Genomic DNA, 14,417 nt, shown 5'->3' on the forward strand with positions numbered 1-14,417 from the left:
GGGTCCGGTGGTGCAGAGCCCGGGAAGGTCCCGTGGGGCTTACGCCTCGTCCTGGGCCGTCTCGTCCGGGGTCTCGCGCAGGGCGTCCTCGGACAGGCCCTTGCGCCAGTAGCCGACGAACGTGACCCGCCGCCGGTCGAGGCCCCGCTCCCGTACGAAGTGGCGGCGCAGCGCCTTCACCGAGCCGGACTCGCCCGCGATCCAGACGTACGGGGCCTCGCCGGGCAGCTCGACGCCGGACACCGCGTCCACGGCGGACGGCGCCCCCTCCTCCCGTACGAGCCAGGTGACCGTGGCGTCCGCCTCGGTCGCGAGCTCCGTCCGGTCGCCGGAGAACGGCACCTCCAGGAACACCTGGGCGCGGGTCTCGGCCGGCAGCCACTCCAGGATCGCGGAGGCGGCGGGGAGGGCCGTCTCGTCGGCCCAGATCAGTACGGAGTCGGCGTCCTCGGGCAGTTGGAAGCGGACGCCGGTGTTCTCGGCGACGGCCGGGCCCAGGACGACCACCCGGTCGCCGGGTTCGGCGCGGCTCGCCCAGCGGCAGGCGGGGCCGCCGTCCTCGTGGAGCGCGAAGTCGATGTCGACCTCGTTCGCGGGGGTCGTGCGCTGCTCGCGGACGGTGTACGAGCGCATCACGGCCCGCTCGTCGTCGGGCATCGCACGCCAGGTGCCCAGGATGGCGTACATGTCCGGGTTGTCCAGGGGCGGCAGGACCGGCGCTTTCTGGCCGGGGTGCGGCAGGAAGAGGGAGAGCGACTGGTCGCGGCCCCCGGCGGCGAAGTTCTTCAAGTCGTCCCCGGTGAAGGTGATCCTGACCAGGGACGGGCCGAGCCGCCGTGTCCGGTCGACCTGCAGGGAGAAGAACTGGAAGGGGGCGGTCTCGGCGTTCGTCATGGGAATGTAGGTTAGCCTAACCTCATAATGATCAACAGGGGGGATCTGCTTGCTGGGGTCGGGCTGATTGCGGGAGGGGGGCTCCTCGTTTCGGTGAGCGGCCTGCGTGATCTCCTCCATGTGCGTCAGGTTGACGTCCTTGAAGGTCGTGCGAATGTTCAGATATCTGGTCATAAACCAACTGCAGTACGGTGATCGGTATGCAGTTGAGGTACGGCTTCCGCCTGTACCCGAGTGGTCTCCAGCGCACTGCGCCGGCCCAGGCGTTCGGGTGCGCGCGCGTGGTCTACAACGATGCCCTGCGGGCTCGTGAGACCGCCCGCGCCGCAGGTGAGGCGTTCCCCAGGACCGGGGACCTGTCGAAGCTGCTGATCACCGAGGCCAAGCTCACCGAAGAGCGCGCGTGGCTCGGCGGCGTGTCCGCCGTGGTGCTGCAGCAGTCGTTGCGGGACCTGGACACCGAGTGCCGGAACTTCTTCGACGGCCTCAAGGGCAAGCGCCCGCGTATGGGCGCGCCCCGGTTCAAGTCCCGCAAGGACAACCGGCAGGCCGTACGGTTCACCGCCAACGCGCGCTGGAAGATCACGCCCGGTGGGGACCTGTCCTTGCCGAAGATCGGCGATGTGCGGGTGAAGTGGTCCCGCTCCCTGCCCTCGGTCCCGTCCACGGTGACCGTGATCAAGGACGCCGCCGGCAGGTACTTCGCCTCGTTCGTGGTGGAGACCGAGCCGGATGAGACGCCAACCTCGCCAGGACGCTCAAGATCCGCAAGGCGCTCATCCAGGCCCCCGTCCTGTGGGAGCTGCGCAAGCTGAACCCGGGCGACGCGCTCGCCGACGGGGCCGTGCAGGCCGGCCTGGACGACGACTGCAGCACGGGCTGGGGCCAGATCTTCGCCTGGGTGACCATCCAGGCCCGGAACTACTGCGTCCAGCAGGGCATCCTCAACGCGAGCCCGCTGACCAGCGACGACAAGAAGGCGGTCTGGGACCAGTTCCAGGACCCCGAGTACAACATCCGGTCCGTCGCGTACCTCACGATGTACAACTCCCACCAGCTCGGCATCGCCCGCCCGTCGCTGACCACCAGCCTCGCCGACACGCAGGCGCTGCTCGGCCGGTACAACGGCACCGGGCCCAAGGCGGAGAAGTACGGCCGCGAGCTCGTCGGCCTGTACCAGGTCCTGGAGAACTACAACGCGCTCTGCCGCGTCTAGCGGCCCCCACCGATCGCGAAGAATGTGCACATGAGGAAGCTGCTCGTGCCGGCCGGGGTGAACCTGTTGCTCGGCGTGCCGGGAATCGTTCCGGTCTTCCTGGTCTGGTACGTCCTGGCCAACGGGCCGCTCGCCGCCCTCGGGTGGACGACGCAGGACCCGAACGAGAACGACGGCATGCGGCTGTGGCTGGTCATCGTCGTACCGGTCGTCGGGCTCTACGGCCTCGTCTGGGGCCTGGTGAACGTGCGCCTGAGGCGCCGCACGCCGGTGTCGAGGGCCGTGTTCTGGACGGTGTGCGCGGTGGCTTCCCTGGCGCCTTTCTTCGCGATCGGGCTGTTCTGAGAAGACTTGAGAGGAGAACGAAGCACATGCAGCAGAAGATGACGCGGCGTACGGTCGTCCGGACCGCCGCCGTCGTGGGCGCGGCCGCCGCCCTGAGCCCGGTCCTGTCCGCCACCGCCACCGCCACCGCCACCGCCGCCCCTAGCACGGGGGCCGCCACGGCCGCCGTCGCGGGGACGCGGAAGCCCAAGCGCCCGGCGACCTCCGCGAACGGCTGGACGATCCAGACCAACGTCGACCGCGACTCCCAGGTGTGGACGCGCTCGGTGTCCGGCACCGGCCTCGACGTGCCGGTGTGGATCGGCGACGTCGAGACCGTCCTGCTCCACGTCGTGCGCCGCTTCCACTACGAGGTGGAGGAGCTGCACACCGGCGACCTCGTCGGCTGGCGCCCCGCCAAGGAGGTGCGCCGCCGCCACCCGGATCCGGGAGTGGAACACCACGCCCGGCCGGGGCGCCGGAGCGACGGCCGGCTAGCGGAACGACAAGGGGCGCGCGGCCCGAGCCGCGCGCCCCTTCTCTCTCAGCCGCCCTGTCAGGCGGGCAGGCCGAGCTCGCGGGCGATCAGCATCCGCTGGACCTCGCTGGTGCCCTCGCCGATCTCCAGGATCTTCGAGTCGCGCCACATGCGGGCCACCGGGTACTCGTTCATGAAGCCGTAGCCGCCGTGGATCTGGGTCGCCTCGCGGGCGTTGTCCACGGCCACCGTGGAGGAGTACAGCTTCGCGATCGCCGCCTCCTTCTTGAACGACTCGCCCAGGACCAGACGGGAAGCCGCGTCCCGCCAGCCGATCCGGGCCATGTGCGCCTTCATCTCCATGTCGGCGATCTTGAACTGGACGGCCTGGTACGTGCTGATCGGCGAACCGAAGGCGTGACGTTCCTTCGCGTACTTCACCGACTCGTCCACACAGCCCTGCGCGAGGCCCGTCGCGAGCGCCGCGATCGCGACCCGGCCCTCGTCCAGGATCCGCAGGAACTGCGCGTACCCGCGGCCCTCCTCGCCGAGGAGGTTCTCCACCGGGACGCGGACGTCGTCGAAGGAGAGCTCACGGGTGTCCGAGGCGTTCCAGCCGACCTTGGAGTACGGGGCGGCGACCGTGAAGCCCGGGGTGCCCGACGGCACGATGATCGAGGAGATCAGCGGACGCCCGTCCGGCTTGCGGCCGGTGACCGCGGTGACCGTCACCAGACCCGTGATGTCCGTACCGGAGTTGGTGATGAAGCACTTCGAGCCGTTGATGACCCACTCGTCGCCGTCGCGTACGGCCGTGGTGCGGGTGCCGCCCGCGTCACTGCCCGCGCCGGGCTCGGTCAGACCGAACGCGCCGAGCATCTCGCCGGAGCACAGCTTCGGCAGCCACTCGCGCTTCTGCTCCTCCGTACCGAAGCGGAAGACCGGCATGGCGCCCAGCGAGACGCCCGCCTCCAGGGTGATGGCCACGGAGGAGTCGACCCGGGCCAGCTCCTCCAGGGCGATGCCGAGCGCCAGGTAGTCGCCGCCCATGCCGCCGTACTCCTCGGGGAACGGCAGCCCGAACAGGCCCATGCGGCCCATCTCGCGGACGATCTCGTACGGGAACTCGTGCCGCTCGTAGAAGTCGCCGATCTTCGGCGCCACGACGTCGTGGGCGAACTCCTCGACGGTACGGCGGAGTTCCTCGTGCTCTTCGGAGAGCCGGTGGTCGAGGGACATGTCTTTCGTCACTCCTTGTGGGAGAGGGCGCGGACGGTACGGGAGGGGCTGGGCCGGCCCAGCTGTTCGGCCATCCACACGCTTGTGGCGGTGAGGGCGGCCAGATCGACCCCGGTCTCGATGCCGAGACCGTCGAGCATCCACACGAGGTCCTCGGTGGCGAGATTGCCGGTCGCGCTCTTCGCGTACGGGCAGCCGCCGAGGCCGCCGGCGGAGGCGTCGACCGTGGTCACCCCGTGGCGCAGGGCCGCGAGGGTGTTGGACAGGGCCTGCCCGTACGTGTCGTGGAAGTGCACGGCGATACGGGAGGTGGGGACGCCGCCCTCGTTCAGGGCCGTCAGAAGCGCCTGGACGTGGCCCGGGGTCGCGACCCCGATGGTGTCCCCGAGGCTCAGCTCGTCGCAGCCCATGTCGGCGAGGGCCTTCGTCACCCGGACGACCTGCTCGACGGGGACGGCGCCCTCCCAGGGGTCGCCGAAGCACATCGAGAGATAGCCGCGGACCTTCAGACCGGCCTCTATGGCCCGGGTGACGGTCGGCGCGAACATCGCCAGCGCCTCGTCGACGGTCCGGTTCAGGTTGGCCTTCGCGAAGGACTCGGTCGCCGAGGCGAACACGGCGACCTCACGGGCGCCGAGGGCCAGCGCCCGGTCGAGCCCGCGCTCGTTCGGCACGAGCACCGGGAGCCGTACGGGGAGGTCACGGACCTGCGGGAACAGCTCCTCGGCGTCGGCGAGCTGCGGCACCCACTTCGGGTGCACGAAGCTCGTCGCCTCGATGGTCGTCAGGCCCGCCGCGGCGAGCCGCCGCACGAACTCGGCCTTCACCTCGGTCGGGACGGCCGTCTTCTCGTTCTGCAGCCCGTCCCGGGCACCGACCTCGTGGATCCGGACCCGGGCGGGGAGCGCGGGGTCGGGGACGGTCATGGGCAGTCCGGTGCTCATGCCTCTGCCTCCTCGCGGGGCGTGACCACGGCCAGGATCTGGTCCATGGCGACGGTGGTGCCGGGCGTGACGTCCAGCTCGGTGACGGTGCCGGCGTGCGGGGCGGAGATGACGTGCTCCATCTTCATCGCCTCGACGACGAGCAGACTCTGCCCGGCCTCGACCTCGTCCCCGACGGCCACCTTCACGACGGTGACGGTGCCGGGCATGGGCGCGGCGAGCGTGTCGGCACCCCCGTGCCGGGCCCCGGAGAGCGCGGCCTCGACGGGGTCGTGGTCCAGGACGTGCCAGGAATCACCGTCCCGGCCGAGCCAGGCGCCCGCGCGGCGGAAGGTGTGGGTGATGCCGTCCACAGTGACGGTCACCCCGGTCACCGTGACCCGGGAGCCCGCGGGGGCCTGCGCCGTCTGGGGTTCGAGACCCGGTACGCGGACCGGGAAGCCGAGCGCCTTCGCGGTGCCGCCGAGGCGCCATCCGCTCGGCACGTCGAACGGATCCGTCCAGCCGTCCCGGGGCGCCGGGGCCAGCTCCGCGAGCCGCACGGCCGCCGCCGCCGCGTACACCTCGTCCGGCACGCCCTGGGGGACCAGGCCCTCCGCCTCCCGCTCCACGAGGCCCGTGTCCATGGCCCCGGACGCCACGTCCGGGTGGGCGAGGAGGCGGCGGAGGAAGCCCGCGTTGGTGGGGACGCCCAGGGTGACCAGGTCGGCGAGGGCCGCGCGGAGCTTCCGCAGGGCCGTCGGCCGGTCGGCCGCGTGGACGATGACCTTCGACAGCATCGGGTCGTAGAGGGAGGAGACCTCCGCGCCCTCCGAGAGGCCCGAGTCCGTGCGGACGCCGTTCCCCTGCGGCTCGTTCAGGGCGAGGACCGTGCCGCCCGAGGGCAGGAACCCGCGCGCGGGGTCCTCGGCGCAGATGCGGGCCTCGACCGCCCAGCCGTCGAGGGTGATCTCGGACTGCGCGAAGGGGAGCTTCTCGCCCGCCGCCACCCGCAGCTGCCACTCCACCAGGTCCAGGCCCGTGATGAGCTCCGTCACCGGGTGCTCGACCTGGAGGCGGGTGTTCATCTCCATGAAGTAGTACGCGGACGGGTCACCGCCCGGGACGATGAACTCGACCGTCCCCGCGCCGACATAGCCGCAGGACCGCGCGGCCTCCACGGCCGCCGCGCCCATCGCCGCGCGGGTCGTCTCGTCGAGGAGGACGCTCGGCGCCTCCTCGATGATCTTCTGGTGGCGGCGCTGGAGCGAGCACTCGCGCTCGCCCAGGTGCACCACGTTCCCGTGGGCGTCCGCGAGGACCTGGATCTCGATGTGCCGCGGCCGGTCGATCCACCGCTCCACGAGCAGCGTGTCGTCGCCGAAGGACGCCCGCGCCTCGCGGCGGGCCGCCGCGATCTCCTCGTCCAGGACCGCCAGGTCCCGCACCAGGCGCATGCCCTTGCCGCCGCCGCCCGCGCTGGGCTTCAGCAGGACGGGCGCGCCCAGTTCGCGGGCCGCGGCGGCGATCTCCGGGTCGGCGGCGCCGGGCACGACCGGCACGCCGGCGGCCTTCACGGTCGCCTTCGCCCGGATCTTGTCGCCCATGAGGGCGATCGCCTCGGCGGAGGGACCGATGAAGACGAGGCCCGCGTCCGCGCAGGCCTGCGCGAAGCCGGCGTTCTCCGCGAGGAAGCCGTAGCCGGGGTGGACGGCCTGCGCCCCGGTCCGCCGGGCCGCGTCGAGCAGGGCCGGGACGGACAGATAGGACTCGGCGGCCGGCGGCGGACCGATCCGTACCGCCGTGTCCGCCTCCCGTACGTGCCGGGCGTCGGCGTCCGCGTCGCTGTACACGGCCACGGAGCGGACGCCCAGCTCCCGCAGGGTGCGGATGACGCGGACGGCGATCTCGCCCCGGTTGGCCACGAGGACGGTGTCGAACATGCTCTGCATCTTCTGGGAGCCCTTCACATCCGGAAGACGCCGAACTGGGGGTCACCCAGGGGCGCGTTGGCACAGGCGGTCAGGGCGAGGCCGAGGACCTGCCGGGTCTCCAGCGGGTCGATGACCCCGTCGTCCCACAGCCGGGCGGTCGCGTAGTAGGCGTTGCCCTGGCTCTCGTACTGCTCGCGGATCGGGGCCTTGAAGGCCTCCTCGTCCTCCGCGCTCCACTCGTCGCCGAGCTGGTCGCGCTTGACCGTCGCGAGGACGGACGCGGCCTGCTCGCCGCCCATGACGGAGATCTTGGCGTTGGGCCACATCCACAGGAAGCGGGGGGAGTAGGCCCGGCCGCACATCGAGTAGTTGCCCGCGCCGTACGAACCGCCGACGACGACGGTCAGCTTCGGGACCCGGGTGGTCGCCACGGCCGTGACCATCTTGGCGCCGTGCTTGGCGATGCCGCCGTGCTCGTACGCCTTGCCGACCATGAAGCCGGTGATGTTCTGCAGGAACACCAGCGGGATCCCGCGCTGGTCGCACAGCTCGATGAAGTGCGCGCCCTTCTGGGCGGACTCGGCGAACAGGATGCCGTTGTTGGCGACGATGCCGACCGGGTGGCCGTGGATCCGGGCGAAGCCGGTGACGAGCGTCTGCCCGTACTCGGACTTGAACTCCTGGAAGCGGGAGCCGTCCACGACCCGGGCGATGACCTCGCGCACGTCGTAGGGGGTGCGGGAGTCGACGGGCACGGCCCCGTACAGCCCGTACGGGTCGACCTTCGGCTCCTCGGCCGGCTCGACCTTCCAGGGCAGCGGGCCGCGCTCGGGGAGCGTGGCCACGATGTTCCGGACGATGCGGAGCGCGTGGGCGTCGTCCTCGGCGAGGTGGTCGGTGACGCCGGAGATCCGCGAGTGGACCTCGCCGCCGCCGAGCTCCTCGGCCGTGACGACCTCGCCGGTCGCCGCCTTCACAAGGGGAGGACCGCCCAGGAAGATCGTGCCCTGGTTCCGTACGATCACGGCCTCGTCGCTCATCGCCGGGACGTACGCGCCGCCGGCCGTGCAGGAGCCCATGACCGCGGCGATCTGCGGGATCCCGGCACCGGACATCCGGGCCTGGTTGTAGAAGATCCGGCCGAAGTGCTCCCGGTCCGGGAAGACCTCGTCCTGCATCGGCAGGAACGCGCCGCCCGAGTCGACCAGGTAGAGGCAGGGGAGACGGTTCTCCAGCGCCACCTCCTGGGCCCTGAGGTGCTTCTTCACCGTCATCGGGTAGTACGTGCCGCCCTTGACGGTCGCGTCATTGGCGACGATCACGCACTCGCGGCCCGAGACCCGGCCGATGCCGGCGATGACGCCGGCCGCCGGGGCCTGCTCGCCGTACATGCCGTTCGCCGCGAGCGGGGCCAGCTCCAGGAAGGGCGAGCCCGGGTCGAGGAGCGTGTCCACCCGGTCCCGCGGCAGCAGCTTGCCGCGGGCGGTGTGGCGCGCCCTGGACTTCTCACCGCCGCCCAGGGCGGCCGCCGCGAGCTTGGCGCGCAGGGTCGCCGCCAGCTCGTGGTGGGCCGCCTCGTTGGCCTGCCAGGCCGCGGACGCGGGATCCGCCGCGCTCGTCAGCACAGGTGCCTGCTGCATCCCTCGAGCTCCCTTGCTCGGTTAATGAGCGTTAACGTATGTCGCCCAGGTTAACGACCGCTAACCGGGTTGTCTAGAATCGCTTGCATGACCACCAGCCCGACGCGGATCGACGCGCCGACCCGCCGCGAGCAGATCCTCAAGGAGGCCGCCCGCCTCTTCGCCGAGCGTGGGTTCCACGGCGTGGGCGTGGACGAGATAGGAGCCGCGGTCGGCATCAGCGGCCCCGGCCTCTACCGCCACTTCCCCGGGAAGGACGCGATGCTCGCCGAGCTCCTGGTGGGCATCAGCGAGCGGCTCCTGTCCGGCGGACAGCTGCGCGTGGCCGAGGCCGACGGGGACCCGCGCGTCCTCCTCGGCTCCCTCATCGACGGGCACATCGACTTCGCCCTCGACGACCGGCCGCTGATCACCCTCCACGACCGCGAGCTCGACCGGCTCAAGGACGAGGACCGCAAGCGGGTCCGGCAGCTCCAGCGCCAGTACGTCGAACTCTGGGTCGCCGTCGTCCGCGAGCTGTACCCCGACGCGGGGGAGTCCGAGTCCCGCACGGCCGTCCACGCCGTCTTCGGCCTGCTCAACTCGACCCCGCACCTGGCGGCGCTCGGCCGCCGACCCATGGAGGACCTGCTGCGGAAGCTGGCGCACGGGGCGTTCGGGGCGCTGGGCGGGTAGAGACCTCCGGTCCGAGGGCCGAAACGTTTACCGATCGGCAAGGCGGCTCCGACAGAATGAACCCCATGCCGATACTCAGCCGCCCCGCCCTCGTCGAGCACCTCGTCCGCACCCGGATCGCGGGAGACGTCGCCACCCCGCGCGACAACAACCTCTCCCACTACCGCAAGCTCGCCAACGGCGACCGGCACTACTGGCTCGGCCTCGAACTCGGCGACCGCTGGACCGACGAGCAGGACGTGCTCGCCGTCATGGCCGAGCGGTGCGGCGTCGTCGACGACCCCGCCCACCGGGCCGGCCAGGACACCATCGACCCCGAACTCACCGTCGACGGCCTCGACCGGATGGCCGCCCGCCTCCGCAAGGCCGCCGCGGGCCGCGAGCGGGTCCTCTTCGCGACCGGGCACCCCGGCGCGCTCATCGACGTGCACAGCCGGGTCGCGGCCGCGCTGCGCGCCCAGGGCTGCGACATCGTCCGGATCCCCGGCGGGCTCGTCGCCGACGAGGGGTACGTCGTGCAGTTCGCCGACGTCGCCGTCTTCGAGCGGGGCGCGAGCCTGTGGCACACCCACTCCCCGGAGCCCATGAACGCGATCCTCGACGCGCTCGGGGAGTCCGGGCGGCCGGACCTCGTCATCGCCGACCACGGCTGGGCCGGGCGCGCGGGCCAGCGGGGCATCGACTCCGTCGGCTACGCGGACTGCAACGACCCCGCGCTCTTCATCGGCGAGGCGGAGGGCACGATGCAGGTCACGATCCCCCTGGACGACCACGTCCTGGACCCCCGCTTCTACGAACCCCTGACGGCGTACACGCTGAACGCGGCGGGCCTCTGACGCCGTTGTGGGCGGTGCCTCGCCCCGTTGTGGGCGCGCTTCCGCCCGTTGTGGGCATGCGTTCCGCCGGGGCGGAACGGGTGGGCACAACGGACGGCGCCCTTGCCGGCGCCAGAGGCTCCCTCGCCTGAACCCGCACCCCTGGTGACGGCGCACTGGTGGTGCGGGTCCAGGCGCGGAACGCGGAGGCGCCGCGGAAGGGCGCCGTCCCGTGTGCCCACCCGTCCCGCCCCAGCGGGACGATTGCCCACACGGGGCGCGGGGGGCGGGCCCACACGGGCGGGCGCGGCCCCACACGGCAGCGGGGCGACGCCCAGCCGGGCGCGGGTCCATGCCGCGGGTCTCAGGGGCGGTCCGGTCGGCGCTGGGTCACGCCCGGCGTCGGGTCCAGGTAGACGCGGCGGATCGCCGGGTACCGCTCGCGGAGTTGCGACTCCGCGTCCTCGCACGCCCATTCCACCTGCTCCGCCGACGACACGTCCCTGAAGTCGATCTTCGCCGCGACGAGGACCTCGCCCGGGCCCTGGATCAGGGTGATCAGGTCCAGGACGCCGGTGATGTGCGGCACCGAGAGGAGTTCCTCGCGGATCTCGGACCGCATCGCCCGCGGCACCGGGCGGCCGATGAGGAGTTCGGCGTTGGAGCGGCCCAGGACCCAGGCCACGTACACGAGCAGGACGCCGATGAGGATCGAGGCGACGCCGTCCCAGACGTCGGAGCCGGTGATCTGGACGCCGAGCAGGCCGCCCGCCGCGAGCATGAGGCCGGCGAGGGCGGCCGAGTCCTCCATCACGACCGCCTTGACGGTGGTGTCGGGCGTCCGCCGGAGGTACTGGGCGAAGGGGGCCCTCATCCGCTCCGCCTCCGCCCTGACCTGCTTGATGCCGGTGCGGAGCGAGAAGCCCTCCAGGACGAAGGCGATGCCCAGGACGATGTACGAGACCAGCGGGTCGCCGAGTTCCTCGCCGTGGGTGAGGGTGTGGATCCCGTCGTAGATCGAGAAGACCGCGCCGCCGACGAAGGTGGCGACCGCGGCCAGCAGCGCCCAGACGTAGCGCTCGCCCGCGTAGCCGACGGGATGGTCCTCGTCGGCCGGCTTCTCGCTCCGTTTGAGCGCGGTGAGCAGCATGACCTCGGTGACGGTGTCGGCGACCGAGTGGGCGGCCTCCGACAGCATCGCGCTCGATCCGCTGACCACGCCCGCGACGGCCTTGGCGACGGCGATCCCGAGGTTCGCCGTCGCCGCCACGATCACCGTGAACGTGCTTTCGCCGTTCTGCTCCATGCGTCGGACGTTATGTCCGATTATCCGCGCGGGACGCGAACGACACCCTCCTGGATGACGGAGATCGCCAGCCGCCCGTCCTGCGTGAAGATCCGGGCCTGCCCGAGGCCGCGCCCGCCGGACGAGGTCGGGGACTCCTGGTCGTACAGGAGCCACTCGTCGGCCCGGAAGGGGCGGTGGAACCACATGGCGTGGTCGAGGGAGGCGCCGACGACGTCGCCCACCGCCCAGCCGCCCCGGCCGTGCGCGAGGAGGACCGAGTCGAGCAGGGTCATGTCGGAGACGTACGTGGCGAGCACGACGTGCAGCAGCGGGTCGTCGGCCAGCTTGCCGTTGGTACGGAACCAGACCTGCGAGCGCGGCTCGCGCGGCTGCCCGACCGTCCCCCACGGGGGCGTCTCGGCGTAGCGCAGGTCCACCGCCGCCCTCGCCTCGATCAGCCGGTCCGCGACCTCCCGGGGCAGGTGGCGCGGGAGCATCTCGGCCGGCGTCTCCAGCGACTCCGGGTCCGGCGCGGCCGGCATCTCGACCTGGTGGTCGAGCCCTTCCTCGTACGTCTGGAAGGACGCCGAGAGGTGGAAGATCGGCTGCCCGTGCTGGACGGCGACGACCCGGCGGGTGGTGAAGGAGCGGCCGTCGCGGATGCGGTCGACCGTGTAGACGATCGGCGCGCCCGGGTCGCCCGCGCGCAGGAAGTACGCGTGGAGCGAGTGGGCGAGACGGTCCTCGGGGACGGTCCGGCCCGCCGCCACCAGCGCCTGGGCGGCCACCTGGCCGCCGAAGACGCGGGGGACGATCGAGGGCCGGGACTCGCCCCGGAAGATGTCCTGCTCGATCCGCTCGAGGTCGAGCAGATCGAGCAGGGCATCCAGTGCGGAGTGCGCGTCGGGCACTTACAGGCCCATCGACTTGGCGATGATCGACTTCATGATCTCGCTGGTGCCGCCGTAGATGCGGTTGACGCGGTTGTCGGCGTACAGGCGGGCGATCGGGTACTCGTTCATGTAGCCGTAGCCGCCGTGCAGCTGGAGGCAGCGGTCGATGACGCGGTGCGCGACCTCGGTGCAGAAGAGCTTGGCGCTCGCGGCCTCGGCCGGGGACAGCTCGCCCGCGTCCAGGGCCTCCAGGGCGCGGTCGGCGACGGCCTCGGCGGCGTCGACCTCGGCCTGGCAGGCGGCCAGCTCGAACTTGGTGTTCTGGAAGGAGGCGACCGGCTTGCCGAAGACCGTGCGGTCCGTGACGTACTGCTGGGCGAAGCGGACGGCGGCCTTGGCCTGGGCGTAGGCGCCGAAGGCGATGCCCCAGCGCTCGGAGGCCAGGTTGTGGCCGAGGTAGTAGAAGCCCTTGCCCTCCTCGCCGAGCAGGTCCTCGGCGGGCACCTTGACGTCGACGAAGGCCAGCTCGGCCGTGTCGGAGGTGCGCAGGCCGAGCTTGTCCAGCTTGCGGCCGATGGAGTAGCCCTCGGACTTGGTGTCCACGGCGAAGAGGGAGATGCCGAAGCGGCGGTCGTCCTCGGACGGGGCGGAGGTGCGGGCGCAGACGATCACGCGGTCGGCGTGGACGCCACCAGTGATGAAGGTCTTGGCGCCGTTGAGGACGTAGTGGGTGCCGTCCTCGGAGAGCTTGGCGGTGGTCTTCATGCCCGCGACGTCGGAGCCGGTGCCCGGCTCGGTCATGGCGAGCGCCCACATCTCCTCGCCGGTGACGAACTTCGGCAGGAAGCGCTTCTTCTGCTCGTCGGTGGCGAGCATCTTGATGTACGGGAGGGCGAGCAGCACGTGGACGCCGGAGCCGCCGAACTGGACGCCGGCGCGCGAGGTCTCCTCGTACAGGACTGCCTCGAACTTGTGGGTGTCCAGGCCCGCGCCGCCGAACTCCTCGGGGACGTTGATGCCGAAGATGCCCAGCTCACCGAGCTTGTCGTAGAACTCGCGGGGCGCCTGGCCGGCGGCGAACCACTCGTCGTAGACGGGGACGACCTCGGCCTCGATGAAGGCGCGGATGGTCTCCCGGAACGCCTCGTGGTCCTCGTTGAATACGGTACGGCGCACGAGCCGCCTCCTTGTCGCTGCCGGTTGTCTAAGCGCTTGCTCAGGGTGTTCTGTTCGAAGTTACCCAGCGGTCACCCACCCTGTCCAGACTCCGCGCCTGTGATCCAGAGCCCCTTCGGCTCGTCGTAGGCGTGGACCGGGCTCCCCTTCACCCGCCCGCTCGTACGGAAGGCCTGCCCGTTCGGATCGGCGATCCTCACCACACCGCTCCGGCCCTCCGAGCTCCACTCCAGCTCCAGGAACCAGCGGCAGTCGCAGCCGGCCGTGCGGGCGGAGACCAGCAGCTCCTCGGGCTCGGCCGCGGTGACGGCGTAGGGGAACGAGACGGCCGGGATCGTCCGGCCCTCCTCCCCCGAGGCGTCGTACCCGTCGACCGGCCGGGCCAGCGGGCGCGGCGCGTCGAGGTCCACGGCGAACCGGCGGGGGGTGACGGCTCCGCCGCAGCCGTCGTCCATGCGGTACGCCCCCCAGGGCAGCGGCTCCGCCCGTCCCACCACGCGCACGTGCAGGCCGTGCAGGACGACGGCGGCGGCCCCCTTCCCCTGCACCGTGAGCCGTACGAACGTCTGCCCGCCGTCCACGGCGCCGAGCGCCCCGGCCCACCGGGCCGCGTCGGCGGGCGCGGGGGGAGCGGGGACCCGCGCCGGGGGCCGGTCGGCGAGATAGGTGTGCCCGCAGCCGTTCTCCCAGAGGGAGGCGACGGTGTACGTGAACGGGGGCGCCGTCACGGTCTCCGCGCGGTGCCGCGGTTCCCGGCCGGGTCCGGGCAGCAGGGCGGCCCCGAGCACGAGCGCCACGCCGGCCACGGCACTGGCGACGAGCCAGGCCGTGGCCTTCCGGCGGGGCCGGGCAGGCGCGGCCCCGGGTGCGGGCGCCGGCCCGGGTGCGGGCTCCGGCCTCGGCGCGGGCTCCGGCCCGGGTG

13 protein-coding genes and 1 pseudogene are annotated in these 14,417 nt (G+C 72.0%); 5 read left to right on the forward strand and 9 right to left on the reverse strand.

The window, feature by feature from the left end:
• Positions 1-39 precede the first annotated feature (39 nt).
• On the reverse strand, positions 40-894 hold the full coding sequence (locus tag ACWGN5_RS34465) for a siderophore-interacting protein (RefSeq protein ID WP_453522346.1): 855 nt from the start codon (positions 892-894) through the stop codon (positions 40-42).
• A 200-nt stretch (positions 895-1,094) separates the two neighbouring features.
• Here ACWGN5_RS34465 and ACWGN5_RS34470 point away from each other — a divergent pair.
• From ACWGN5_RS34470 to ACWGN5_RS34480, 3 genes and pseudogenes are all read left to right on the forward strand, one after another.
• Positions 1,095-1,631: pseudogene (locus ACWGN5_RS34470) on the forward strand (RNA-guided endonuclease InsQ/TnpB family protein); the annotation flags it as partial.
• Between the two features lie 107 nt (positions 1,632-1,738).
• Complete coding sequence (locus ACWGN5_RS34475; RefSeq protein WP_453522347.1) at positions 1,739-2,110, forward strand: hypothetical protein; 372 nt, start codon at positions 1,739-1,741, stop codon at positions 2,108-2,110.
• 30 nt (positions 2,111-2,140) lie between these two features.
• Positions 2,141-2,455 carry a hypothetical protein gene (locus ACWGN5_RS34480; protein ID WP_453522348.1) on the forward strand — a complete coding sequence of 105 codons (315 nt, stop codon included), beginning with the start codon at positions 2,141-2,143 and terminating at the stop codon, positions 2,453-2,455.
• A gap of 535 nt (positions 2,456-2,990) precedes the next feature.
• Here the strand turns inward: ACWGN5_RS34480 and ACWGN5_RS34485 are convergent.
• Genes ACWGN5_RS34485 through ACWGN5_RS34500 form a run of 4 tightly spaced genes read right to left on the reverse strand, consistent with a single transcriptional unit; the run spans position 2,991 to position 8,648 of the window.
• Entirely contained in the window at positions 2,991-4,151 is a 1,161-nt protein-coding gene (locus ACWGN5_RS34485) for an acyl-CoA dehydrogenase family protein (RefSeq protein WP_453522349.1), read from the reverse strand.
• 8 nt (positions 4,152-4,159) lie between these two features.
• Positions 4,160-5,095: a hydroxymethylglutaryl-CoA lyase gene (locus tag ACWGN5_RS34490; protein ID WP_369144372.1), complete on the reverse strand. Its 936-nt coding sequence runs from the start codon at positions 5,093-5,095 to the stop codon at positions 4,160-4,162.
• Positions 5,092-7,026 (reverse strand): acetyl/propionyl/methylcrotonyl-CoA carboxylase subunit alpha, encoded by a 1,935-nt coding sequence (locus tag ACWGN5_RS34495; protein ID WP_453522350.1) that lies wholly within the window; start codon positions 7,024-7,026, stop codon positions 5,092-5,094. The genes ACWGN5_RS34490 and ACWGN5_RS34495 overlap by 4 nt, the downstream gene beginning before the upstream one ends.
• A gap of 14 nt (positions 7,027-7,040) precedes the next feature.
• Positions 7,041-8,648 carry a carboxyl transferase domain-containing protein gene (locus ACWGN5_RS34500; protein ID WP_453522351.1) on the reverse strand — a complete coding sequence of 536 codons (1,608 nt, stop codon included), beginning with the start codon at positions 8,646-8,648 and terminating at the stop codon, positions 7,041-7,043.
• A gap of 87 nt (positions 8,649-8,735) precedes the next feature.
• Between ACWGN5_RS34500 and ACWGN5_RS34505 the strand changes: the two genes are divergently transcribed.
• On the forward strand, positions 8,736-9,323 hold the full coding sequence (locus tag ACWGN5_RS34505; RefSeq protein WP_453522352.1) for an SACE_7040 family transcriptional regulator: 588 nt from the start codon (positions 8,736-8,738) through the stop codon (positions 9,321-9,323).
• A 65-nt stretch (positions 9,324-9,388) separates the two neighbouring features.
• Positions 9,389-10,159, forward strand: a complete 771-nt coding sequence (locus tag ACWGN5_RS34510; RefSeq protein WP_453522353.1) for a phosphatase — start codon at positions 9,389-9,391, stop codon at positions 10,157-10,159.
• Positions 10,160-10,502: 343 nt separating this feature from the next.
• On the opposite strand, the gene ACWGN5_RS34515 is transcribed toward ACWGN5_RS34510, so the two are convergent.
• The 4 genes from ACWGN5_RS34515 to ACWGN5_RS34530 all read right to left on the reverse strand — a co-directional run.
• Positions 10,503-11,444: a cation diffusion facilitator family transporter gene (locus ACWGN5_RS34515; RefSeq protein ID WP_453522354.1), complete on the reverse strand. Its 942-nt coding sequence runs from the start codon at positions 11,442-11,444 to the stop codon at positions 10,503-10,505.
• A gap of 20 nt (positions 11,445-11,464) precedes the next feature.
• A complete protein-coding gene (locus tag ACWGN5_RS34520; protein WP_453522355.1) occupies positions 11,465-12,337 on the reverse strand; it encodes an acyl-CoA thioesterase in 873 nt (290 codons plus the stop codon).
• On the reverse strand, positions 12,338-13,495 hold the full coding sequence (locus ACWGN5_RS34525) for an acyl-CoA dehydrogenase family protein (protein WP_041129344.1): 1,158 nt from the start codon (positions 13,493-13,495) through the stop codon (positions 12,338-12,340).
• A 71-nt stretch (positions 13,496-13,566) separates the two neighbouring features.
• A partial coding sequence (locus ACWGN5_RS34530) for a helix-turn-helix domain-containing protein (RefSeq protein WP_453522356.1) occupies positions 13,567-14,417 on the reverse strand: 851 nt, incomplete at its 5' end.

The sequence above is a fragment of the Streptomyces sp. NPDC055815 genome, from assembly GCF_053616475.1.

Coding starts and splice junctions, on each gene's coding strand:
- ACWGN5_RS34465 (WP_453522346.1), bottom strand. CDS start 894: ATGACGAACGCCGAGACCGCCCCCTTCCAGTTCTTCTCCCTGCAGGTC.
- ACWGN5_RS34480 (WP_453522348.1), top strand. CDS start 2,141: ATGAGGAAGCTGCTCGTGCCGGCCGGGGTGAACCTGTTGCTCGGCGTG.
- ACWGN5_RS34485 (WP_453522349.1), bottom strand. CDS start 4,151: ATGTCCCTCGACCACCGGCTCTCCGAAGAGCACGAGGAACTCCGCCGT.
- ACWGN5_RS34490 (WP_369144372.1), bottom strand. CDS start 5,095: ATGAGCACCGGACTGCCCATGACCGTCCCCGACCCCGCGCTCCCCGCC.
- ACWGN5_RS34495 (WP_453522350.1), bottom strand. CDS start 7,026: ATGCAGAGCATGTTCGACACCGTCCTCGTGGCCAACCGGGGCGAGATC.
- ACWGN5_RS34500 (WP_453522351.1), bottom strand. CDS start 8,648: ATGCAGCAGGCACCTGTGCTGACGAGCGCGGCGGATCCCGCGTCCGCG.
- ACWGN5_RS34505 (WP_453522352.1), top strand. CDS start 8,736: ATGACCACCAGCCCGACGCGGATCGACGCGCCGACCCGCCGCGAGCAG.
- ACWGN5_RS34510 (WP_453522353.1), top strand. CDS start 9,389: ATGCCGATACTCAGCCGCCCCGCCCTCGTCGAGCACCTCGTCCGCACC.
- ACWGN5_RS34515 (WP_453522354.1), bottom strand. CDS start 11,444: ATGGAGCAGAACGGCGAAAGCACGTTCACGGTGATCGTGGCGGCGACG.